Source organism: Brevundimonas sp. PWP3-1b1, assembly GCF_049896065.1.
Lineage (GTDB): Bacteria > Pseudomonadota > Alphaproteobacteria > Caulobacterales > Caulobacteraceae > Brevundimonas > Brevundimonas intermedia_B.
In genome coordinates, this window is the sequence record NZ_JAFCTO010000001.1 from 1435228 (window position 1) to 1456871 (window position 21644).

At 66.2% G+C, this 21644-nt stretch carries 18 protein-coding genes; 4 read left to right on the top strand and 14 right to left on the bottom strand.

The window, feature by feature from the left end; translation table 11 throughout:
* Positions 1 to 3: 3 nt before the first annotated feature.
* The 4 genes from ACP69V_RS07005 to ACP69V_RS07020 form a co-directional block, all read right to left on the bottom strand.
* Positions 4 to 330, bottom strand: a complete 327-nt coding sequence (locus ACP69V_RS07005) for a hypothetical protein (protein ID WP_426023225.1) — start codon at positions 328 to 330, stop codon at positions 4 to 6.
* A 39-nt stretch (positions 331 to 369) separates the two neighbouring features.
* Positions 370 to 936, bottom strand: a complete 567-nt coding sequence (locus ACP69V_RS07010; RefSeq protein WP_426023226.1) for a GNAT family N-acetyltransferase — start codon at positions 934 to 936, stop codon at positions 370 to 372.
* Positions 933 to 3152, bottom strand: coding sequence for a S9 family peptidase (locus ACP69V_RS07015; RefSeq protein ID WP_426023227.1), 2220 nt, complete (start codon positions 3150 to 3152; stop codon positions 933 to 935). The genes ACP69V_RS07010 and ACP69V_RS07015 overlap by 4 nt, the downstream gene beginning before the upstream one ends.
* A 79-nt stretch (positions 3153 to 3231) precedes the next feature.
* On the bottom strand, positions 3232 to 5016 hold the full coding sequence (locus tag ACP69V_RS07020) for an acyl-CoA dehydrogenase (protein ID WP_426023228.1): 1785 nt from the start codon (positions 5014 to 5016) through the stop codon (positions 3232 to 3234).
* A gap of 119 nt (positions 5017 to 5135) precedes the next feature.
* On the opposite strand from ACP69V_RS07020, the gene ACP69V_RS07025 reads away from it, so the two are divergent.
* Complete coding sequence (locus tag ACP69V_RS07025) at positions 5136 to 5687, top strand: cytochrome b (RefSeq protein ID WP_346495265.1); 552 nt, start codon at positions 5136 to 5138, stop codon at positions 5685 to 5687.
* Positions 5684 to 6601 carry an L-threonylcarbamoyladenylate synthase gene (locus ACP69V_RS07030; protein ID WP_426023229.1) on the top strand — a complete coding sequence of 306 codons (918 nt, stop codon included), beginning with the start codon at positions 5684 to 5686 and terminating at the stop codon, positions 6599 to 6601. Before ACP69V_RS07025 ends, ACP69V_RS07030 begins: the two co-directional genes overlap by 4 nt.
* Here ACP69V_RS07030 and ACP69V_RS07035 read toward each other — a convergent pair.
* The 7 genes from ACP69V_RS07035 to metC form a co-directional block, all read right to left on the bottom strand.
* Positions 6598 to 7665, bottom strand: a complete 1068-nt coding sequence (locus ACP69V_RS07035) for a patatin-like phospholipase family protein (RefSeq protein ID WP_426023230.1) — start codon at positions 7663 to 7665, stop codon at positions 6598 to 6600. The two genes, ACP69V_RS07030 and ACP69V_RS07035, sit on opposite strands and share 4 nt — an antisense overlap.
* Positions 7666 to 7683: 18 nt before the next feature.
* A complete protein-coding gene (locus ACP69V_RS07040; RefSeq protein ID WP_409718055.1) occupies positions 7684 to 8475 on the bottom strand; it encodes a 3-hydroxybutyrate dehydrogenase in 792 nt (263 codons plus the stop codon).
* A gap of 109 nt (positions 8476 to 8584) precedes the next feature.
* Complete coding sequence (gene yaaA / locus ACP69V_RS07045; protein WP_426023231.1) at positions 8585 to 9355, bottom strand: peroxide stress protein YaaA; 771 nt, start codon at positions 9353 to 9355, stop codon at positions 8585 to 8587.
* A 112-nt stretch (positions 9356 to 9467) separates the two neighbouring features.
* Positions 9468 to 10880, bottom strand: coding sequence for an FAD-binding oxidoreductase (locus ACP69V_RS07050; protein WP_426023232.1), 1413 nt, complete (start codon positions 10878 to 10880; stop codon positions 9468 to 9470).
* 48 nt (positions 10881 to 10928) lie between these two features.
* A complete protein-coding gene (locus ACP69V_RS07055; protein ID WP_426023233.1) occupies positions 10929 to 13010 on the bottom strand; it encodes a DNA topoisomerase IV subunit B in 2082 nt (693 codons plus the stop codon).
* On the bottom strand, positions 12985 to 14331 hold the full coding sequence (locus ACP69V_RS07060; protein ID WP_426023234.1) for an O-antigen ligase family protein: 1347 nt from the start codon (positions 14329 to 14331) through the stop codon (positions 12985 to 12987). Before ACP69V_RS07060 ends, ACP69V_RS07055 begins: the two co-directional genes overlap by 26 nt.
* A 23-nt stretch (positions 14332 to 14354) precedes the next feature.
* Complete coding sequence (metC, locus tag ACP69V_RS07065; RefSeq protein WP_426023235.1) at positions 14355 to 15533, bottom strand: cystathionine beta-lyase; 1179 nt, start codon at positions 15531 to 15533, stop codon at positions 14355 to 14357.
* Between the two features lie 80 nt (positions 15534 to 15613).
* Between metC and ACP69V_RS07070 the strand changes: the two genes are divergently transcribed.
* Both ACP69V_RS07070 and ACP69V_RS07075 read left to right on the top strand, forming a co-directional pair.
* Positions 15614 to 16705, top strand: coding sequence for an amino acid ABC transporter substrate-binding protein (locus ACP69V_RS07070; protein ID WP_426023236.1), 1092 nt, complete (start codon positions 15614 to 15616; stop codon positions 16703 to 16705).
* Positions 16706 to 16738: 33 nt separating this feature from the next.
* On the top strand, positions 16739 to 18061 hold the full coding sequence (locus ACP69V_RS07075) for a dicarboxylate/amino acid:cation symporter (RefSeq protein ID WP_426023237.1): 1323 nt from the start codon (positions 16739 to 16741) through the stop codon (positions 18059 to 18061).
* Positions 18062 to 18064: 3 nt separating this feature from the next.
* On the opposite strand, the gene sseA is transcribed toward ACP69V_RS07075, so the two are convergent.
* From sseA to ACP69V_RS07090, 3 genes are read right to left on the bottom strand one after another with little or no spacing between them, the layout of a single operon-like run.
* Positions 18065 to 18889: a 3-mercaptopyruvate sulfurtransferase gene (gene sseA / locus ACP69V_RS07080; RefSeq protein ID WP_426023238.1), complete on the bottom strand. Its 825-nt coding sequence runs from the start codon at positions 18887 to 18889 to the stop codon at positions 18065 to 18067.
* A complete protein-coding gene (locus ACP69V_RS07085) occupies positions 18886 to 20106 on the bottom strand; it encodes a class I SAM-dependent methyltransferase (RefSeq protein ID WP_426023239.1) in 1221 nt (406 codons plus the stop codon). The genes sseA and ACP69V_RS07085 overlap by 4 nt, the downstream gene beginning before the upstream one ends.
* Positions 20107 to 20124: 18 nt before the next feature.
* Positions 20125 to 21579 (bottom strand): cryptochrome/photolyase family protein, encoded by a 1455-nt coding sequence (locus tag ACP69V_RS07090; protein ID WP_426023240.1) that lies wholly within the window; start codon positions 21577 to 21579, stop codon positions 20125 to 20127.
* Positions 21580 to 21644: the final 65 nt, after the last annotated feature.

Genomic DNA, 21644 nt, shown 5'->3' on the forward strand with positions numbered 1-21644 from the left:
GTGTCAGACGATCAGGAGGCGGGGTGGGCCGGGTTCGGGCGACAGAAGCCGACCAGCGGGCATGTCGATCAGTCCGGCGGCGAGACGCGCGGGCGAGACCTTCAATCCGGACAGGGGCGCGGGGTCCAATGTCGGCGTCGCCACGCAGGCGACGCAGCAGATCATCGCCTTCATGGCCTTGGGGGCGTGACTGGGGGCCTCACCCGGCATGGGCTGGCCTGTTTCATGACAGGGCGCAGCGGCGGCAGGCGACGCGGACGCGCCGACCGTGCCGAGCGCCAGCACCGCCAGGGCGCTGATCAGCAGCAACAGGGATTGAAGGATCTTCACTGCGTCAGGATAGGCGTCGGGGCGATGCGTCGCAATGCGTCAACGGGTCGGCTTCTTGTCCACCAGCGGCAGGCCCGGGGCGTCGGGTGCGACCGCCCCCCCTTGGCCCAGCGCTCGCTGCATGAAGACGACATCGCGCCAGTCGTCATGCTTCCATCCTGCCGCCTTGAACACGCCGGCGTCGGTGAAGCCGCGCGTGCGATGCAGGGCGATGGACCCCGTGTTCTCGGAATCGCCGATCACCGCCACCATCTGACGAAGCCCCATCGCATCGCAGCGCGCGATCAGCACATCGAGCAGGGCGCCGGCGACGCCGCGTCCCCTGGCCCAGGGCGCCACATAGATCGAGTCCTCGACCATGTAACGATAGGCCTGACGGGTACGAAAAGGCCCGGCATAGGCGTAACCGGCCACTTCACCGTCGATCTCGACCACAAGTCGCGGCAGGCCCAGAGCTTCGACCCCGGCCAGCCGGGACGCCATTTCGATCTCGTCAGGCGCCTCCAGCTCGAAGGTGCCGCGACCATTGGCGACGCTCTCGGCATAGATGGCCGTTATCGCGGCGATGTCGTCGGGACGGGCGTCGCGAACCGTCGGTGCGCTCACGCCTTCTCCCAGCCCTTGTCGATGGCCCATACCGCGAAGGCGTAGTCGTGAGCGACCTCCTTCAAATAGTCGAACCGGCCGGCGGCGCCGCCGTGCCCCGCTTCCATATTGATCTTCAGCAGCACCGGCTTGCCCGAGGTCGTGGCGGGCCGCAGCTTGGCGACCCACTTCTCCGGCTCCCAATAGGTGACGCGCGGATCGGACAGGCCGCCTGTGGCCAGCACCGCCGGATAGGCCTTGGGCTCGACCTGATCATAGGGGCTGTAGCTCATCATGTAATCGTAGGCGGCCGGGTCTTCGATAGGATTGCCCCACTCTGGCCATTCCGGCGGCGTCAGCGGCAGGGAGGTGTCGCTCATGGTGTTGATCACATCGACGAACGGCACCTGGCCGATGATGCCGGCCCACAGGTCAGGACGCATGTTGTTGACCGCGCCCATCAGCAGGCCGCCGGCCGATCCGCCCTGGGCCACGATGTTTCCGGCCGCGGCGTATTTGCGACCGATCAGATGTTCGGCGGCGGCGATGAAGTCGGTGAAGGTGTTCTTCTTCGTCATCTTCCTCGCGTCGAGGAACCAGCCCCAGCCCTTGTCGGACCCGCCACGAATGTGGGCGATGGCGTAGATCCAGCCGCGATCCACCAGCGAAAGTCGGTTGGTCGAGAAGCTGGCGGGCATGGGGATGCCGTAGGAGCCGTAGCCGTAGAGCAGCAGGGGCGCGGAGCCATCCACCGGGGTGGATTTGCGGCGCAGCACAGTGACCGGCACCAACTGTCCGTCCGAGGCGGGGGCGTTCAGCCGATCGACCACATAGTCCGCGATATTGTGGCCCGATGGGATCTCCTGCGTCTTGCGCAGGGTCCGCTCGCGCGTCGCCATGTCGTAGTCGAAGGTCTGGGTCGGAGTTGACGGCGAGTTGTAGGCGTAGCGGGTGGTCGTCGTCTCGAACTCGGATGCGCCGGCCAGCGACAGGGCGAAGGCAGGTTCGTCGACGGCGATCTCGTGCTCCTCGCCGGCGCGGTCGCGAATGATGATGCGGGTGTTGGCGTCGGCGCGTTCCTGGCGCGCCAGGTGATCGTTCGTCAGGTCCAGGCCTTCGATGAAGCGACCGGGCGTGTGGGGGACGAGGTCGGTCCAGTTCGCCTTGGACGGCGTCGCCGTCGGGGCCTGGACGATCTTGAAGTCGATGGCTTCGTCGGCATTGGTGCGGATCACCCAGCGGTCGCCCCAGTGATCGGCGTCATAGCGAATGGCGACCACGCGCGGCTCCAGCACCACGGGTTCGGCCGTCGGCGTTGCGGCGGGGATGTAGCGGGCTTCCGACGTTTCCTGGTTCTGGATGCCGATGACGATGAACTGGTCGTCGGCCGTGCGTCCGACGCCGATGAACATGCCGTCGTCGGCCTCTTCATAGACCAGGGTGGTTTCGCCGCCGCGCGCCGCACGACGGAAGATCTTGTCGGGGCGGCCGTTGTCGTCGCGATTGGTCCAGAAGATCCACTGGCTGTCGGGCGAGAAGACGAAGTCGCCGGTGGCGCTGTCGATCACGTCGGGCAGGACCTCGCCGGTCGCCAGATCCTTGACGTAGATCTTGTGGACTTCCGAACCCTGCGCATCCTCTGAATAGGCGAACAGGGTATGATCCGGGCTGTGGCTCGCGGCCGAGACTTCCGAATAGGCCTTGCCCTTGGCCAGTTCGTTGGCGTCCAGCAGCAGTTGGGGCGTGGGGGCCATGACGAAGTTCTTTGTCACCGGCTGACCATCCGCCATCCATGTGCCCTGGCGCTCTACGCGCATGTAGCGCGGATGCTGATCGCCTGTCTGGTATTCGACGTAGTAGTTCCAGCCTCCGTCCGGCGCGGGGACGGAGCTGTCGTCTTCCTTGATGCGACCGCGCATCTCCGCAAACATCGTCTGCTGCAGAGGCAGGGTGGAGGCCATCATGGCCTCGCGATAGGCGTTCTCGGCCGTCAGATGCTCCTTGACCTCGGCCTTGATCAGGGTCGGGTCGCGCAGCACGGCCTGCCAGTTGTCGTCCTTCATCCACTGATAGTCGTCGGTCCTGGTGCGGCCCAGCTGCTCGATGACGACAGGGATTTTCTTGGCGACGGGCGGTTGAGGCATGGGAGATCCGGTGGACTGGCGAGCGAGCGCGGGGGAGGCCGAGGCGGCAAGCGCCGTCGCAGCGGTGGACATGATCAGTTGCCGACGATTCATCGGTCGCTCCCCTTGATAGCCGAAGGCGAAGTTTGGGCGCGGCGGGCGTCGAACGTCAAATGAAGAAACGCCCCAACGCCTAGCCCGCCAAGGCGTCCACCGTCATCCGTTGCAGCAATTCGCCCCCTTGGCCGATGGCCGCCAGTCGGCTGGAGACATGGCCCAGCAAATTGGCGGCATAGACTTCGTAGAGGTCCAGCTTGCCTTGCAGCCAGGCCGGATCGCCGTCCTGCGCATCCAGCTTCGCCTTGGCCGCCAGCGCGCCCTTGGCCAGCATCCAGCCGCCGACGACGTCGCCCAGCAGCTTCAGATAGGCGTCGGCCGCCGCCAGCACGTCGGCCGCTGCATTCGGATCGGCCTTCTGATCCAGCAACCAAAGGGTGGCGTCCTGAACCGCCTCGATGGCCGTCGCAAACCGTTCGACCGGCTTGCCGCTGTAAAGGGCGGCGAGATCGATCAGGGTGGCCTTCATGTCCGCAATCAGAGCCTTGGCCGATTCGCCGCCGTCCATCGACAACTTACGCCCGACCAGGTCCATCGCCTGGATGCCGTTGGTGCCCTCGTAGATCGGAGCGATGCGCGCGTCGCGATAGTATTGGGCCGCGCCGGTCTCCTCGATGAAGCCCATGCCGCCGTGGATCTGGATGCCCATCGAGGCGACCTCGCAGCCGACATCGGTGGACCAGGCCTTGGCGATGGGGGTGAACAGGTCCTCGCGGCCCTTCCAGCGTCGACGCTCCTCTTCGGTCCCGGCGTGTTTCGCCAGATCGGCGGCGACGCCTGTGGACAGACAGATGGCGCGGGCAGCCGAAATCTTGGCCTTCATCACGCTCAGCATGCGACGCACGTCGGGATGGTCGAAGATCGGGGCGTTGGCTTCGCCGGTCCAGACCGAACGGCCCTGACGGCGGTCCAGCGCATAGGCGAGGGCGTGCTGATACGCGCGTTCGGCGATGCCGACGCCCTCGACGCCGACGGCCAGGCGGGCGGCGTTCATCATCACGAACATATGGGCCAGGCCCTGGTTCGGCTGACCGACCAGTTCGGCGGTCGCGCCTTCATAGCTCATGACGCAGGTGGGGGAGGCGTGGATGCCCAGCTTGTGCTCGACCCCGACCGGGCGGAAGGCGTTGCGGTCCCCCAGGGCCCCGTCGTCATTGACCGCGAACTTGGGCGTAAGGAACAGGCTGATGCCCTTGGGGCCCTTGGGCGCATCGGGCAGACGGGCCAGCACCAGATGCACGATATTGTCGGTAGCGTCGTGATCGCCCCAGGTGATGTAGATCTTCTGGCCGTTCAGGGCGTAGGTGCCGTCGCCGTTTGGCGTCGCTGTAGTGATCAGAGAGCCCAGATCGGAGCCTGCGCCGGGCTCGGTCAGCACCATGGCCCCGGTCCATTCGCCGCTGACCAGCTTGGTCAGATATTTGGCCTTCTGCTCTTGGGTTCCGACCTGCTCCAGCGCCTCGATGGAGGCCAGGGACAGCATGGGGCAAAGGCCGAAGGCCATGTTGGCGGCATGGACGGTCTCGTAAGCCGCGAGTTCAAGCGCCTTGGGCAGGGCCTGACCGCCGGCTTCGGTCGAGGCGGACAGGCCGGTCCATCCCCCAGCCGCAAACTGGCGATAGGCGTCGGCGAAGCCCGGCGCGGCGGTGACCGAGCCGTTGGCGTAGGTCGAACCCTTCTGGTCGCCGATCCGGTTCAACGGCGCCAGCACCTCTTCCGAAAACTGGCCCGCCGCTTCCAGCACGGCCAAAGCGACATCGGCATCATAGTCGGGAAAGGCTCCGGTCGCCGCCACATCGGCCATGCCGGCCACCGCCTCCAGGGTGAAGGCCAGGTCTCGAACGGGGGCGCGGTAGGTCATGGGTTTCCTCAATCGTCGTTGCGGCCTAAGTGCCGCGTCGGGGCCGGTCGCTGCAAGCGTCTTGGCGACGCGCCCCATCTAGGTACAAGGTGACGTAGTGCCGTCACGGAAGGGAAGACATGGGCGAGCCCCGCAATCGATATTCGACCGTTTCCCTGCTGTTTCACTGGGGCATCGCCCTGGCCGTCCTGATCCAGGTGCTGCTGATCACGGCGCATGAGAATACGGAAGGGCCGATCTCCGGCCAGTTCGTGATGCTGCACAAGTCGCTGGGCCTGACGATCCTGACGTTGACCCTGGCGCGGATCGGCTGGCGTCTGGCCCATCCGGCCATCCCTCTGCCGTCCGGTCTGCCGCGGTGGCAGCGGATCGCGGCGCGCGTCAGCCATGTGTTGTTCTATCTGGCGCTGATCGTCATTCCCATGACCGGCTGGCTGGCGTCTTCGGCGGGCGGTAGAGCAATCGAATGGTTCGGCCTGTTTTCCTGGCCGCTGCTGCCCATCGGCGGCGGACGCGATGCGGCGCGCAGCCTGATGGGTCTGCATGAGCTGGTGGTGAAGGGCCTCTACGTCCTGATCGCCCTGCATGTTCTTGCGGCGCTGAAGCATCAGTTCATCGACCGGGACAATGTGCTGCACCGGATGATCCCGATCATCCCCCGCCGGCCGTGAGCGAGACCCCGGATCAGGCGGCGCAGGCGTTGGCGAACGGCGATCTGATCCTGATGCCGACCGAGACGGTCTATGGGCTCGGCGCCGATGCGGGCAATGCCCAGGCGGTCGCGGCTATCTTTGCCGCCAAGGGAAGACCTAGGTTCAACCCGCTTATTTCCCACGTCATCGATACGGATGCGGCGGCGGTCATCGGAGCATTCGGTCCGGCGGCACGTGCCCTGGCCGAGGCCTTCTGGCCGGGTCCGTTGACGCTGGTAACGCCGGTTCGGGACGCTACGCGCGTCTGCGATCTGGCGCGCGCCGGGTTGGACAGCGTGGCGATCCGCGTGCCCGCCCATCCGATGGCGAGGGAGGTGCTGGCCGCGTTCGGCGGTCCCGTCGTGGCGCCGTCGGCCAATCGCTCTGGCCGACCCAGCCCGACGACATTCGCCGATGCGGTGGACGAAACGGGCTTCGCGGTCGCCGCCGCCGTCGATGGCGGTTCTTGCCAAGTCGGCTTGGAGAGCACGGTCCTGTCTGTGCTGGACGGACGTGTCGCCCTGCTGCGGCCGGGCGCCGTCACCCGGGCCGAGATCGAGGCGCTCGTCGGCCCGCTGGCGGACAGCGGAGAAGGGCATCGGTCGCCTGGGCGGTTGGCTCTGCACTACGCGCCGGACGCTCCAGTCAGGATCGAGGCAGATGAGGCAAAGAGCGGCGAAGTCCTGCTGGGGTTCGGCCCCGGCGTTGGTGATCCGCGTTGGAGTTTGAGTTCGTCTGGCGACCTGCGAGAGGCGGCGGCCAATCTGTTTCGGCTGTTGCGCGAGGCGGACCGGACGCATCCAGTCGGAATCGCCATTTCGCCGATCCCGATGACCGGATTGGGCGAGGCCATCAATGATCGGCTGAGTCGAGCCGCAGGCTTCGTCGGTTAGCCGAACCGGGCCTGGAGATCGACGCTGGACTGACGGCCGACGCTGGGCAAGCAGGTCGTGAGCCAGTCGTCCGCGGCGGCGCGACCTCGCGCTTTCAGGTCGTTGAGGAAGCCCCATTCGGTATTGAACTTTGACCGCAGCGACAGGTCCGATAGCCAGCCGTCCGCTTCAATGGCGTGCAGGCGGACGTGGCGATAGGGGCCTGATCCGCCGCCCTTCAGCTGGCCTTGGGCGATCAGCTCGCCGGCCAGGGCGATGGCGCGCAGTTCGGCGACCAGCGGCGCGTTGAAGACGATCTCGTTCAGCCGATCCACGATGTCGCCGGCGCTGCGGGGCGTCTCGTCGCGCGCCAGGGGGTTCAGCGTCACCAGCAGCACGTCATCCGGTGTATCCTCGCCGGTCAGCGGCCAGAGCGGCGGATTGGTCAGATAGCCGCCGTCCCAATAGAGCTCGCCGTCGATCTCGACCGCCTGGAACAGATGGGGCAGGCAGGCGGAGGCCATCAGGACATCGGCATTGATCTCGTGCGTCTCGAAAAGCCGGGTCTTGCCTTGGCGGACGGCGGTGGCGGCGACGAACAGCCGAATGTCCGAGGCCTGGACCGCGCCGAAATCGACGGCCGCCTTCAGAACTCGATTTAGAGGATTGTGGTTCAGCGGATTGAATTCATAGGGGCTCATGGACATCGCCAGCGTTTCGCCGGCGCGCCAGAAGGGGTTGTCCTTGATCCAGTCGGGCGGCTGGGCGGCGTTCCACATGGCGCTGTCGCCAAAGACGTTTCGACCACCGGACTGGTTCACCTCGCGCCACAGCTTGTCCAGCGCCGCACGGGCGTCACCTATCGCGAGGCCGGACACAAGGGCCGCGCCGTTCATGGCCCCGGCCGAGACGCCGGACACCGCGCGGACATCCAGCCGGTCGTCTTTCAGCAGTCGGTCGAGCACGCCCCACTGAAAGGCGCCGTGCGCGCCGCCGCCCTGAAGCGCGAGACAGACGGGGCGACGGCCTGTGGGAGCGGGCAGATCTTCCGCCGGTTGGGCGGTCTTGCGTTTGAAGATCGCCATGGTCGCCCCAGTCTGAAATTATTGAGCGGTCCAACCGCCGTCGATGGAGAAGCTGGCGCCATTCGCCGAGGCGCCGAGATCACTGACCAGATAGAGGAATATCCCGGTCAGTTCGTCCGTGGTCACGAATCGTTTGGTCGGCTGTGCGGCCAGAATGACGTCGGTCAGCACCTGCTCCTCGGTCATGTTGCGGGTGCGGGCCTGGTCCGCGATCTGTTTCGTCACGATCGGCGTCTCGACGAAGCCGGGGCAGATGGCGTTGCAGGTGATGTTGTCCCGCGCCAGTTCCAGCGCCACCGTCTTGGTGAAGCCGATGACGCCATGCTTTGCGGCCACATAGGCGGACTTGAACGGACTGGCGACCAGCCCGTGGGCAGAGGCCATGTTGACGATCCGGCCGCGCCCTTGCGCCTTCATGATCGGGATCGCGGCGCGGGTGGCGTAGAAGGCCGAAGACAGGTTGATGGCGATGATCTTCTCCCACTGGTCGGTGGGGAATTTCTCGACCGATTCGACGTGCTGGATGCCGGCGTTGTTGACCAGGATATCCAGGCGGCCGAGTTCGCCCTGGGCGAAGGCGACCATGTCCGCGATCTCTTCGCCGCGCGTCATGTCGGCGGGGTGGTATCGGACGCGAACCCCGGACGAGGCCTCCAGGTCGGCGCGCGTGCGTTCGATCTCGGCCGGATCGCCCAGGCCGTTCAGGACGACGTCGCCGCCGCCCGCCGCCACGGCCCGCGCCAGGGCAAGGCCGATGCCTGAGGTCGATCCGGTCACGATCGCAACCTGGCCCTTCAAATCGCCGATCATGCGCAGCGCGGGCGTGTCGCCTTGGACGTCAGAGGATGTTTCGGGCCGTTGCGACATGGATCCGCCTTGGGTTCTTTTGCGGGAGACTAACGGCAGGACCGGGCAAGGATCAAGAATTTCCCGATCTGATGAATATCCAGTCGCTTTCGGTCGAGGCGTCCTTGTCGAACGTGTAGCCGCCGCGGTCGAAAGCCTTCAGGTCCGCCACCCGTTCCACGCGCTCGTCGATGGCGAAGCGGGCCATGGCGCCGCGCGCCTTCTTGGCGAAGAAGGAGACGATGCGGCTCTCGCCGTTCTTCTTTTCGCGGAACTGCGGCGTCACGACCGGCAGCTTCAGCGCCTTGGCGTCCACGGCGCCGAAATATTCCTGGCTGGCCAGATTCACCAGGGTGGGATCGGTCTGGCCTTCGGCGTCTTCGTTCAGTCGCTTGGAAATCCGCTCGCCCCAGAAGTCGTACAGGCTGGTCCCGCGCCGGGTCTTCAAGCGCGTGCCCATTTCCAGGCGGTAGGGCTGAATTCGGTCCAGCGGACGCAGTAGGCCATAGAAACCAGACAGGATGCGAAGATGGTCCTGGGCATAAGCCAATGACTTGGCGTCGAGTTCGCGCGCTTTCAGCCCCTCATAGACGTCGCCGGCAAAGGCGAAGGCGGCTTGGACGCCATCCATCGATTCAGAATCGAAAGCCTTGAATCGCGCGACGTTCAGGGTCGCCAGGTCGTCAGAAATCCCCATCAGGCGGCGAAGATCTGCCTTGGTCTGACGCCGTGCGGTCGTCGCCAGGCTAGCGGTATCCTCGACGAATCGACGTTCAGTGCCGGGAATCGCCGGATCGGCCTCGGTGAAGTCGAGCCGTTTGGCGGGAGAAAGGACGATCAGCAAGAGGCGGCTCCGTGGTGGCGGGGTTCACATAGGCCGCTTCGGCGACGATTTGAACCGGGTGCGATGCCCCACCTGGCCGACCTAGCAACCTCCGCAGTCGTATGGACGATGGCTAGAACAAAACCGCCGGGTTCATGATCCGTTTTGGGTCAATGGCGCGACGGATGTCGGCCATGGTTTCGATTTCAAGAGGCGATTTGTAGCGTTTGACCTCTTCGGTCTTCAGTCGGCCCAAACCGTGTTCGGCGGAGATGGAGCCGTCGTAAGTTCCGACAACATCGTGAACCACTTGCGAGCCTTCCTTCCAGCGCCCGATGAAGGCGGAAATGTCCTGCCCGACGCCGGGAATGATGTCGTAGTGCAGGTTGCCGTCGCCGACGTGGCCGAAGACCGAGATGCGGGCGCCGGGGTGGAAGCGGTCCACGGCGGCCGAGGCTTCGTCGATGAATTCGGCGATGCGGCTGATGGGGACGGAGACGTCGTGTTTCCAGCCGCCGCCCTCGGGCTTGAGCGCCGCCGAATGTTCCTCGCGCAGACGCCAGAAGGCGGCGCGCTGGGCGTCGTTCTGGGCGATGGCGGCGTCGGTTATCAGGCCTTGCTCGAAGGCGACTTCCAGTAGGGCCTCCATCTGGGCCTCGGCGCCGCCGGGCGTGCCCGAGGCGATCTCGATCAGGACGTACCAGTCGGGCGTCGAATCCAGCGGCTCGCGGGTGTCGGGGATGTTCTTGAGCACCAGCTCCATGCCCAGCCGCTTCATCAGTTCGAAAGCCTCGACCCCGCCGCCGGTCTCGGCCTTGGCGCGGGCGAGGAGTTCGACCGAGGCGGCGGCCGTCTCCAGGCCGACGACGGCGACGGCGCGCGAGCGCATGATGGGGAAGAGTTTCAGGGTGGCGGCGGTGACGACGCCCAATGTGCCCTCGGCGCCGATCAGCAGCTGTTTCAGGTCGTAGCCGGTGTTGTCCTTGCGCAGGCGCTTCAGGCCCCGGAAGATCTCGCCATTGGGCATGACGGCTTCGAGGCCCAGCACCAGGTCGCGCATCATGCCGTAGCGCAGAACCTGGGTGCCGCCGGCGTTGGTCGAGATGACGCCGCCGATTGTGGCTGAACCCTCGGCCGCGAGGCTGAGCGGGAAATAGCGGCCGGCCGCCGTGGCCGCCTGTTGCGCCTCCAGCAGCGTCAGGCCGGCCTCGACCGTCATGGCGTCGTCCAGCGGGGTTACGTCGCGGATGGCGCGCATCTTGCGGGTCGACAGCAGGACCTCGCCGAAGGAGATTTGGCCGCCGACCAGGCCGGTGCCGCCGCCCTGAGGCGTGATGGCGACGCCTTCGCGGGCGCAGATCGTGATAGCCTTCGCCGTTTCCTCGACCGAACGCGGGGTCAGAAGGATAGGCGTGTTACCGGTCCATCGATTGCGCCATTCCGTCAATGACGGCGCGATGACGTCGGGATCCTGGGTCCAGCCGCCTGGACCCAGCGCGGCCTTCAGTTCGTCCAAAACGTCGGGAGAGGGGGCGGGCGTCTGCATGCCCCCTTTTGTCAGGCGTCGTCGTTCGGTGGAAGGGCCGCGAGGGTCTCAGACGTCGAGTTCTTCTTTCACGAACTGCGCATTTTCCTGAATGAACTGGAAGCGGGCGTCGGCGCGCTTGCCCATGAGACGTTCGACCAGGTCCTCGATGTCGGTCTCGGCGTCGGGAACGGTGATCCTGGCCAGGGTGCGCTTCTTGGGGTCCATCGTGGTCTCTTTGAGCTGCGAGGCCATCATTTCGCCCAGGCCCTTGAACCGGCCGATCTCGGTCTTCTTGCCTTTGAAGACGGTGGCCAGCAGCTCGTCGCGGTGGGCGTCGTCGCGGGCGTATTCGCTCAGGGGGCCCGCCGAGATCCGGTAGAGCGGCGGCAGGGCCATGAAGACCCGGCCCTGACGGATGGTTTCGGGCATGACGCGGTAGAAGAAGGTGATCAGCAGGGCCGCGATGTGAGCGCCGTCCACGTCGGCGTCGGTCATGATGACGATCCGCTCGTAGCGCAGGTCGTCGATGTTGAAGCGGTTGCCGGGCTGAACCCCCATGGCCAGGGCCAGGTCTGACAGTTCGATATTCTGACGCAGCTTGTCCGCCGTAGCCGAGGCGACGTTCAGGATCTTGCCGCGCAGGGGCAGTATGGCCTGGGTAGTGCGGTCGCGCGCCTGTTTGGCCGAGCCGCCGGCCGAATCGCCTTCGACGATGAAGAGTTCGGTGCCCTGGGCCGATTGGCGGCTGCAGTCCGACAGCTTGCCCGGCAGGCGCAGCTTGCGGGTGGCGGCGGCGCGTTGGACCTCCTTGTCCTTGCGGCGGCGCAGACGGTCCTCGGCGCGGTCGATGACGAAGCCGAGCAGGGCGTTGGCCTGTTTGGGGCTCTCGGTCAGCCAGTGGTCCAGCGGGTCGCGCAGTAACTGCTCCACGATGCGCGTGCCCTCGGGCGAGGACAGGCGGTCCTTTGTCTGGCCCTGGAACTCGGGATTGCGGATGAAAACGCTGATCAGGGCGCCCGCGTTGGCGATGACGTCCTCGGCCGTGATGATGGCGGCGCGCTTCTCGTTGGTCAGTTCACCGTAGGATTTCAGACCCTTGACCAGAGCGGCGCGGAAACCGGCTTCGTGGGTGCCGCCGTCTGGGGTGGAGACGGTATTGCAGTAGGACTGGATGAAGCCGTCGGATTCGCCGAAACCGATGGGCGACCAGGTGACGGCCCATTCGAAGGCGCCGGCCTCGCCCTGACGCTCGGCGCGGCCGGCGAAGGTGGGGGTGACGGTGTCCAGTTCGCCGATCCTGTCCAACAGGGCGTCGGCCAGGCCGCCGGGGAAGTGCAGGCTGGCCTGGGTCGGGGTGGCGTCGGTGATGCGCTCGGGCGCGCAGGTCCACCGGATTTCCACGCCGCGGAAGAGATAGGCCTTGGAGCGGGCCATGCGGAACAGGCGCGCGGGCTTGAAGGCGGCGCCCATGCCGAAGATTTCGTCGTCGGGCTTGAATCGGATCAGTGTGCCGCGCTTCTTGGACGGGCCGATCTGCTGAATGGGGGCCAGGACGGCGCCGCGGCTGAACGCCTGCTTCCACTCGAAACCGTCGCGCCAGACGGTGACCTCGACGCTTTCGCTCAGCGCGTTGACGACCGAGACGCCGACGCCGTGCAAACCCCCTGAAGTTTCATAGGCCTTGCCCGAGAACTTTCCGCCTGAGTGGAGGACGGTCATGACCACTTCCAGCGCCGACTTGCCGGGGTGTTTGGGGTGGGGGTCGACCGGGATGCCGCGCCCGTCGTCGCGGACCGACAGATAGCCCTCGGCGTCCAGATCCACGGTGATCAGCTTGGCGTGTTTGGCCACCGCCTCGTCCATGGCGTTGTCCAGGACTTCGGCGAACAGGTGGTGCAGGGCGCGCTCGTCGGTGCCGCCGATATACATGCCGGGGCGTTTGCGCACGGGTTCCAGCCCCTCCAGCACCTCGATGGAGGAGGCGGAATAGGCGTTGGTGCTGCCGGCCGTCGGAGTGGCGGCTGCGATCGGGGCAGGGGACGGCGCAGGCGCGGGCGGCGCCTCGGGCGGTTTCACCGACACAGGTTTGGGAGGCTCGGGTTTGCGAGCTTCGGGTTCGTCGTCAAAAGCGAAGAGGTCGGCGGCCATTCACATAGTCTGAGGCGATTCGGGAGCGGGTCTGGTAGGCCCGTGAGGCCGGTCGAGCAAGCGGCGCGCGAACTGGGGCTGGATCGAAGGTCACGGCGCGGGCCATGATCGCAAGCATCAGGATCCACGGCAGGTTGGCGTGGGTCAGCAGGACGCTCTCCGACAGGCTCAGCGCGGTGAAGACGGTCAGATAGGCGATGCTCCAGTAACCTTCGCGCGCGCCCAGCCCGTTCAGCCGTGCGACGATCAGGATCGCCGAGATCGCCATGACGGCGCCGACCGCCACCGCGCCGGGCCAGCCCAGTTGCACCAGCAGGTCGATCCAGCCGTTGTGCGCCGACGGTACGGGCCACTGGGTCTCGATGCGGATTTCGCGAGCGGGAATGGAATCCACGCCCCAGAAGGCGCTGAAGCCGTAGCCGGTCCAGGGACGCTCGGCGACCTTTCGCATCAAGGCGTCCCAGATCAGGGTGCGGCCGGTCAGTGATGGGTCCTTGCCCAGGGCTTCCAGGATGGCGGCGGAATCGGAGTTCCACAGCCAGGTGGCCGCCGCCGCCGTGATAACGCCCAGCCAGATTCCGGCGACGGTGATCACCGCGCCGCCCTGTTTCAACGTCCACCAGCCGCCGACCATGCCCACGCCCAGTCCCCAGCAGAGCAGCGATGTCTTCGACTGGGTGGCGAGCACCAGAAGCGTTGTCAGGCCCAGGGTCAGCAGGCAGACCCAGAACCGGTTGTTGCGTCCGGCGATATGATCGGCGGCCAGGGTCGCTGCGGCCGAAACGGCGCCGACCACCATGACCAGCCCCATCTGGTTCTTCTCGTACCAGAGGCCGCGCCAAAGGCCGGCGTTGTCGAACTGGTGCACGCCCACCTGGGGATAGCCGAACACCATGAGAAGGCTGCCGACAGCCATCACCAGGCCGGTGTACATCAGGACGCGCGGTAGGGCGTCGTCGCGGAAGCGGGCGCCCAGATAGATGGCGAAGGCGCTATTGATGGCCATGGCGATCACCCGACGCTCGGTCACGCCAGGATCGATGGACCAGTATTTCGACACGAAACACAGTGCGACCAGGCCGAACATCATCAGCCAGGCCGGCCAGGCTCGAATGACCTTGTCGAAGCGAAACACGATCAGGCCGGCGATGACGGCATAGACGGGCAACCAGATGAACCGCAGGATCGGCGTCTCGACCTGGGTCGGCGCGATGACGGGGGCGATCAGGGCGCCGGTCAGCATGAAGACGACGAAACCGGCCGCCCACTGTTCCCACAGCGGCGGCGAATCATCCGGGGTCTGAACGGGCGGTTCGCGCACGGGCGCACAGTCCTTTGTGTCGCTTAAGGAACCGTGAGTGCAGCGGCGAAGGCGGCGAGACCCCGTTCCAGATCGGCGATCATGTCGGCGGGGTCTTCCAGACCGATATGGATGCGGATCAGTTCGCCCTCCAGCACCGGCGGATGGTCGCGATAGGCCATCTGATGGGTCTCATGGGTGATCAGGCTTTCGAACCCGCCCCAGGAATAGCCGAGACCGAACAGGCTGAGGGCGTTCAGGAGAGCCTCGCCCGCCGCCTTGTCGCCGCCCTTCATGACCACGCCCATCAGGGCCGCCGCGCCGGTGAAATCCCGCCGCCACAGGTCATGGCCGATCGAGCCAGGCAGGGGCGGGTAGAGGACGCGGGAAACCTCGGGCCGCGCTTGCAACCATTCCGCGACGGCCAGGCCCGACCTGGCCTGTTCCGCATAGCGCAGCGGCAGGGTTCGCAGGCCGCGCAGCGCCAGCCAGGCGTCGTCTGGCGACACATGCCACCCGAGATCCTCGATGGTGTCTCCGATGGCGCGCAGGCAGGCGGGATCGTTCGAGGCGATACTGCCCATCAGCACGTCGGAATGACCGCCGACATATTTGGTGACGGCCTGGACGCTGACATCCACCTCATGGGCCAGCGGGCGATAGGCCAGGCCGGCGGCCCAGGTGTTGTCGACCACAGTCATTACGCCGCGCGCACGGCAGGCCTGGGCCACGGCGGCGACATCGACCATTTCGAACGTCAAGGACGACGGCGACTCCATCAGCACCAGTCGCGTGCGGTCGCCCAAGGCGGCGACGATGGCGGACGCGTCGGCGTCGGCGGGAAGGAACCGGGTCGTGACGCCGCGTGCGGCCTGATAGCGGCTGAGGAAGCGGCGCGTCGGTCCATAGACGGCGTCCGTGGTGATCACCTCGTCGCCCGGTCGCAGCAGCGCCAGAAGCGGAACCGTGACGGCCGCGAGGCCGGACGGGACCAGAAAGGCGTCCTTCGCGCCCTCCAGATCGGCTAGAGCCCGTCGGAGATCGCGCGCCGCACTGGTTCCGCTGAGCCCATAGCTCGGGCCGCCCGTTTCGTCGCGCATGACGCCGGCGGTGTCGCTGAGCATGGTCGAAGCGCGCTCGATGGGCGGGTTGACGCCGCGACGGCCCTGACCTCGACGTGTGGCGGCGGCGATCAGGCGGGTGCGGTCCGAATGCGGCGACATGGCGTTTCCGATGGGTTGCGGATCGGGCCCTAAAGGCCTCTAAAGCCAGCGGGGCGCAAGCGGCGAGGGATTGGAACGCGATGCGGTGCTGGATGATCGGAGCGATGGCGGCGGTGCTGCTGACGGCCGCGTGCGGGCGGCAGGAGGCCGATTCGACGCCGGAGACGACCGATGTCGCACCCACCGCGACAACGCCCAGCGCCGTTCCCGAAAGCCCGACCCTGGCGGCGATCAAGCGGCGCGGCCGCCTGAACTGCGGCGTGCATCAGGGGCTGGTTGGGTTCGCCTATACTGATAATCGCGGTCAGTGGCGCGGGTTCGACGTGGACTTCTGTCGCGCCACGGCCGCTGCCGTGCTGGGCGATGCGAATGCCGTTCGGTTCGTGCCGCTGTCGGCGTCGGATCGATTCGCGGCGCTGAACGACGGCCGGATCGACGTGCTGTGGCGTAACTCGTCCTGGACCATGAGCCGCGACGCCGGCGAGGGGTTCGTCTTTGCCGGCATCAACTATTACGACGGTCAGGGCTTTCTGGTCCGGCGATCGCTGAACCTGAACAGCGCGACCGAGCTGAACGGCGCGCGGGTGTGCGTGCAGTCCGGCTCGACCTCTCAGGTCAACGCCGCCGACTATTTCCGGTCGCGTGGCATCGAGTATCGGCCTGTCGTCTTCGAAACCGAAGAGGCGGCGCGAGACGCCTATGGCCGCGAGGATTGCGACGCCTTTAGCGCCGACATCTCCGCCCTGGCGGCCGCCCGGACCGTTCTGACCAACCCCAACGAACATGTGATCCTGTCGGACGTGGCGTCCAAGGAGCCGCTGGGGCCGGTCGTCAAGGCGGGCGACGAACGTTGGGCCTCGACCGTTCGCTGGACCCTGAACGCCCTGATGCTGGCCGAGGAGCTGGGGGTGACAAAGGCCAGTGTGGAAGCGCAGTCCAAGGACGCGACAGACCCGCGCGTCCGGCGTCTGCTGGGCGCCGAGGGCGAGTTCGGACCCATGCTGGGGCTGTCGGAGACCTGGGCCAAGGACGCCGTCGGCGCGGTCGGCAATTACGGCGAGATCTTCGAACGGAATCTGGGGTCGCAATCGGCGCTCGACCTGGCGCGCGGTTTGAACGCACAATGGAACGCGCGCCCGGCCGGCTTGATCTATGGTCTGCCGATCCGATAAGCGCCGACGCTTGTATCGCTTCCTGGGGGATAGATGACCGAGACGAAACGTGGCGGCCTCGCGCTGCACTGGCTGATGCTGATCGGTTTCGCGGTGGGTCTGGGCGGCGGTCTCATCGTCAATCTGACGCTGGGCGCCGACACGGGCTGGGTGGTCTGGCTGACTGACAACGTCACAGGGCCGCTGGGTCAGATCTTCCTGCGCCTACTGTTCATGATGGTCATCCCCCTGCTGTTCTCGGCCCTGGTGGTCGGGGTGGCCGAGATGGGCGACCTCAGCTCGCTGGGGCGCGCCGGGATCAAGACCCTGTTTCTGACCATACTGGTGTCCAGCATCGCCGTGGTGATCGGCCTGGTCATGGTCAATGTGTTCCAGCCTGGACGGGGCGTCGATCCCGTGCTGGCGCAACAGTTGCTGGATCAGGGGCGCGACGGCGCCGCCGGCATCGTGAGCGGCGCGCCAGAGACGATCCAGCTGGGCGACTTCTTCCTGGAGCTGATCCCTTCGAACGTCTTCACGGCGGCGGCCGAGAACCAAATCCTGCCGGTGATGGTGTTCGCCCTGTTCTTCGGCATCGGCCTGGTCATGGCCAAGTCGCCTTCGACCGACCGGTTGCAGCAGGTCATCGAGGGCCTGTTCGAAGTCACGATGAAGCTGATCAACCTGTTCATCAAACTGGCCCCCATCGCCATCGCCTGCCTGATGTTCAACCTGGCGGCCCTGTTTGGATGGGACCTGCTGGTGCGGCTGGCGGCCTATGTGGGCGTCGCCGTGGGCGCAATGGCGATCCATATGTTCGTGGTCTATCCGCTGGTGATCTGGATCCTGGGCGGCCGGTCGCCCATCGCCTTCTTCAAGGGCGTGCGCGAGCCGATGGTGGTGGCCTTCTCGACCGCCTCGTCCAACGCCTCGCTGCCGGTGTCGCTGAAGGCGGCCGAGGAAGAGTTGAAACTGCCGCGCAAGATCGCCCGGTTCGTCCTGACGGTCGGCGCCACCGCCAACCAGAACGGCACGGCCCTGTTCGAGGGGGTGACGGTCCTGTTCCTGGCCCAGTTCTTCGGCGTCGATCTGACGATCACCCAGCAGGTCATCGTCATGCTGGTCTGCATCTTGGGCGGGATCGGCACGGCGGGCGTGCCGGCCGGTTCGCTGCCCGTCGTGGCGATGATCCTGGTGATGGTGAAGGTGCCGCCCGAAGGGATCGGCCTGATCCTGGGCGTGGATCGCTTCCTGGACATGTGCCGCACGACACTGAACGTCACCGGCGACCTGGTGCTGGCGACCGTGGTGTCACGTGGCGAAGAAGACGACGCTGTCGAAGCCGACGATGTCGTGCCTGTCGCGCCGCCGGCCTGAGGTTCAGCCTGTCTCGACCGGGGTGTCCTCGCGGGCGCCCCATTCAGACCAGGAGCCGTCGTATAGTTTTGACGGTCGGCCCAGCTCTGCCAGGCCCAGGGTCAGGATGGCGGCGGTGACGCCGGAGCCGCAGGTGGTGACGATGGGCCGGTCAATGTCCACGCCGGCCTCTGTGAAGGCCTGCTCTAGCGCCGAACCGCGCTTCATCGTGCCGTCCTCGTTCAGCAGGCGACCGTAGGGCAGGTTGAGCGCGCCCGGCATATGACCGCTGCGCACGCCCGGGCGGGGTTCGGCAGCCTGGCCATTGAATCGCGCAGCGCCACGCGCGTCGACGACCTGAACGCCTTTGGCCAAGGCGTCGCGGACGTCATCAATCGAGGCGACAGACTCGCCGGAATCTGCGGCTTCGAAGTGGGTCGCGACGGCTTCCGATCCGCCAGTCTGCACAGGGCGGCCCTGCACCAGCCAACGCGGGAGGCCGCCGTCCAGCACTTGGACGTACTTGGCGCCCATGGCCTTCAACATCCACCAGACGCGGGCCGCTGAGAACAGGCCGGCCGTGTCATAGATGACGATCCGATCCTCGTTGCCGATGCCGAGGGCGCCGACAGACGCCGCGAACGACTGCGGCGACGGCATCATGTGGGGCAGGGGGCTGTCGCGGTCCGACAAGGCGTCCAGATCGAAGAAGACGGCGCCGGGGATGTGGGCCTGCTCGAAATCAGAGTGGGCGTCCCTGCCGTCCAGATGCCAGCTGCCGTCCACGATGCACAGGCCGGGTTCGCCGAGGCGGGCGGCGAGATCTTCGGTGGAAATCAGAAAGCTCATGGTCGGGACAGGGCCAGTTGGATGACGTCGGTGCGGCCGGAGCGGAAGCCGGCCTCGCAATAGGCGAGATAGAAGCGCCATAGCCGCCGGAAGCGCTCGTCGAAACCGGGAATCCTGCTGATTTCGGACCAACTCGCCTGGAAGCGCTCATCCCAGCGTTTCAGGGTGGAGGCGTAGTCGAGACCGAACCGCTCGACGGCCTGCCATGACAGGCCCGCCGCCGAGGTGACGGGCGCCAGTCGTTCCTCCGACGGCAGCATTCCGCCAGGGAAGACGTACTTTTGGATGAAGTCGGTGCGGGCGTTGTATTCCTCAAACAGGGCGTCCTGGATGGTGATGATCTGCAGCCCCGCGACGCCGCCCGGCTTGAGGACATCGTGGACCTTTTCGAAATAGGCGGGCCAGTATTCCTTGCCCACCGCCTCGAACATCTCGATGGAGGCGACGCGGTCGAACTGGCCTTGGACGTCGCGGTAATCGACCAGCTCGATCCTGGCTTTGTCGGCCAGCCCCGCATTGAACAGCCTTTGCCGGGCGAAGTCGTGCTGCTCTTTCGAAATCGTGATGCCGGTGACGTTCGCGCCGATCTCGCGCGCCGCGAATTCGGCGAAACCGCCCCAGCCGCAGCCGATTTCCAGCACCGACATGCCGGGTTTCAGATCCATCATCCGGGCCAGGCTGGCGTATTTCTCGCGCTGCCCGGTCTCCAGCGTCTCGTCCTCGCGACGAAAACGCGCCGACGAATAAGTCATCGAGGCGTCCAGCCAGTTCAGATAGAAGACGTTGCCCAGGTCATAGTGGGCGTGGATGTTCTTCTTGGAACCCGTGCGGCTGTTGCGGTTGCTGCGATGCGCCAGCCAGTTGACGGCCATCATCAGCCAGTTGCCGTCGAACAGGCGGCGAATATGGTCGTAGTTGTCGACCAGGGTCTCCAGCAGGGCGGCCAGATGCGGGCTGTCCCATTCGCCGGCCATATAGCCTTCTGCAAACCCGATGTCGCCGGCGGCCAGGACGCGTCGTGCGAAGCCATAATCCTTGACGTGCATCACGCCGCTGGCGCCCGGCTGTTCGCCTTCCAGCACATGGGCCTCGCCATTCGGCAGATGGACGGTCAGGCGTCCGTAGGTCCAGTTGGAGGCGAGCAGGCGCAGCAGCATCGCAAAGACGCGAGGCGTCCGTGCGGCGGCGGCCTCCAAGTCGGTCGTGGCGAGACTCATGATGAACCTTTCTGCGCGTCAATCACGGTCGGTCGTGTCGTCCCCGCGTCCCGACACCGTCTTGAGGGCGTCGAGGGCGCGGGCGCGAGCCTGGCCATGATCCAAAATGGGGTGGGGATAGTCTTTGCCAAGCCTGACGCCGGCGTCGCGCAGCACCTCGGCCGGAGCGGTCCAGGGGGCCTGGAGCCAGCGGTCGGGCAGGGCGCGCAGTTCGGGAACCCAACGCCGGACATAGCCGCCCTTGGCGTCGAACTTCTCGCCCTGGGCGATGGGATTGAAGATGCGGAAATACGGGGCGGCGTCGGCCCCGGACCCCGCGACCCACTGCCAGTTCTGCACATTACTGGCCAGATCGGCGTCGACCAGCGTGTCCCAGAACCAGGCCTCGCCCTCGCGCCAGTCGATCAGCAGATGTTTGACCAGGAAGGAGGCGACCACCATCCGCACGCGATTGTGCATCCAGCCGGTCGCCCAGAGTTGGCGCATGCCGGCATCGACCAGAGGATAGCCGGTGCGGCCGCGCTTCCAGGCCTCCAGCCCCTTGGGATCGTCACGCCAGGGCATGGCGTCGTATTCGGGGCGAAATGCGCGCTCGGGCATGGCCGGGAAATGGTGGAGCAGGTGGGCGGAAAAATCGCGCCAGCCGATCTCGGCGACGAACTTCTCGGCTTCGGCGGCGGCGACCTTGCCTGCTGCGGCCGCGTCACGCGCGCGTTCGATAGTGCGCCATGGATTGATCTCGCCCCAATGCAGGTGCGGCGACAATCGGCTGGTCGCGGGACGGTCGGGGTGGTCGCGGCCGACGGCGTAGGTCTTGAGTCCACCCGACAAAAAGTCGGAAAGGGCGGCCGAAGCGCCGTCTTCGCCCGGCGTCCAGTCGAAGCCCTTGGACCAGTCCGGTTCGGTCGGATGCAGTTTCCAGTCGTCGGTCGACTCGCTCTGGACGGCGGTCGGGGTGTCGATCGCGCGAGGGCCGGTCGTGTGGGCGGGCGGTTCGCCCTTGGCCAACAGCGCCTTCAGGAACGGCGTGAAGACCTTATAGGGGCCGCCCGTGCCGTTCAGCACCGCGCCGGGCCGGCAAAGCAGCGATCCGTTGAAGCCGCGGCAATCGACGGCGTCGGCTTTCAGCGCATGGGCGATCTCGGCGTCGCGTTCGAACGCCTGCGGTTCGAAAAGCCGGTTCATGAAGACGGCGTCGGCATTGGTCTCTTGGATCAGCTTCTGAAGTTGCGACAGCGAATCGCCGCTCCGCAAAATCAACCGCGAACCCCGGGTTTGAAGCGACGCGTCGAGCGCCCGGAGCGACTTGTCGAGCCACCACAGCGACGCAGCGCCGGTCTGGCGATCCGGATTTCGATCCAGGATGAAGACCGGCAAGATCGGCCGTCCCGTCTCGGCGGCATGGTTCAGGGCGGGGTTGTCGTGCAGGCGCAGGTCGCGGCGGAACCAGAGGATGACAGGCTTGGTGGCCACGCGGGCGAACTCCGTGATAACTTGCACTCAACCGTTCAGAGCGCCACCTGATGGCCCAATAGCTG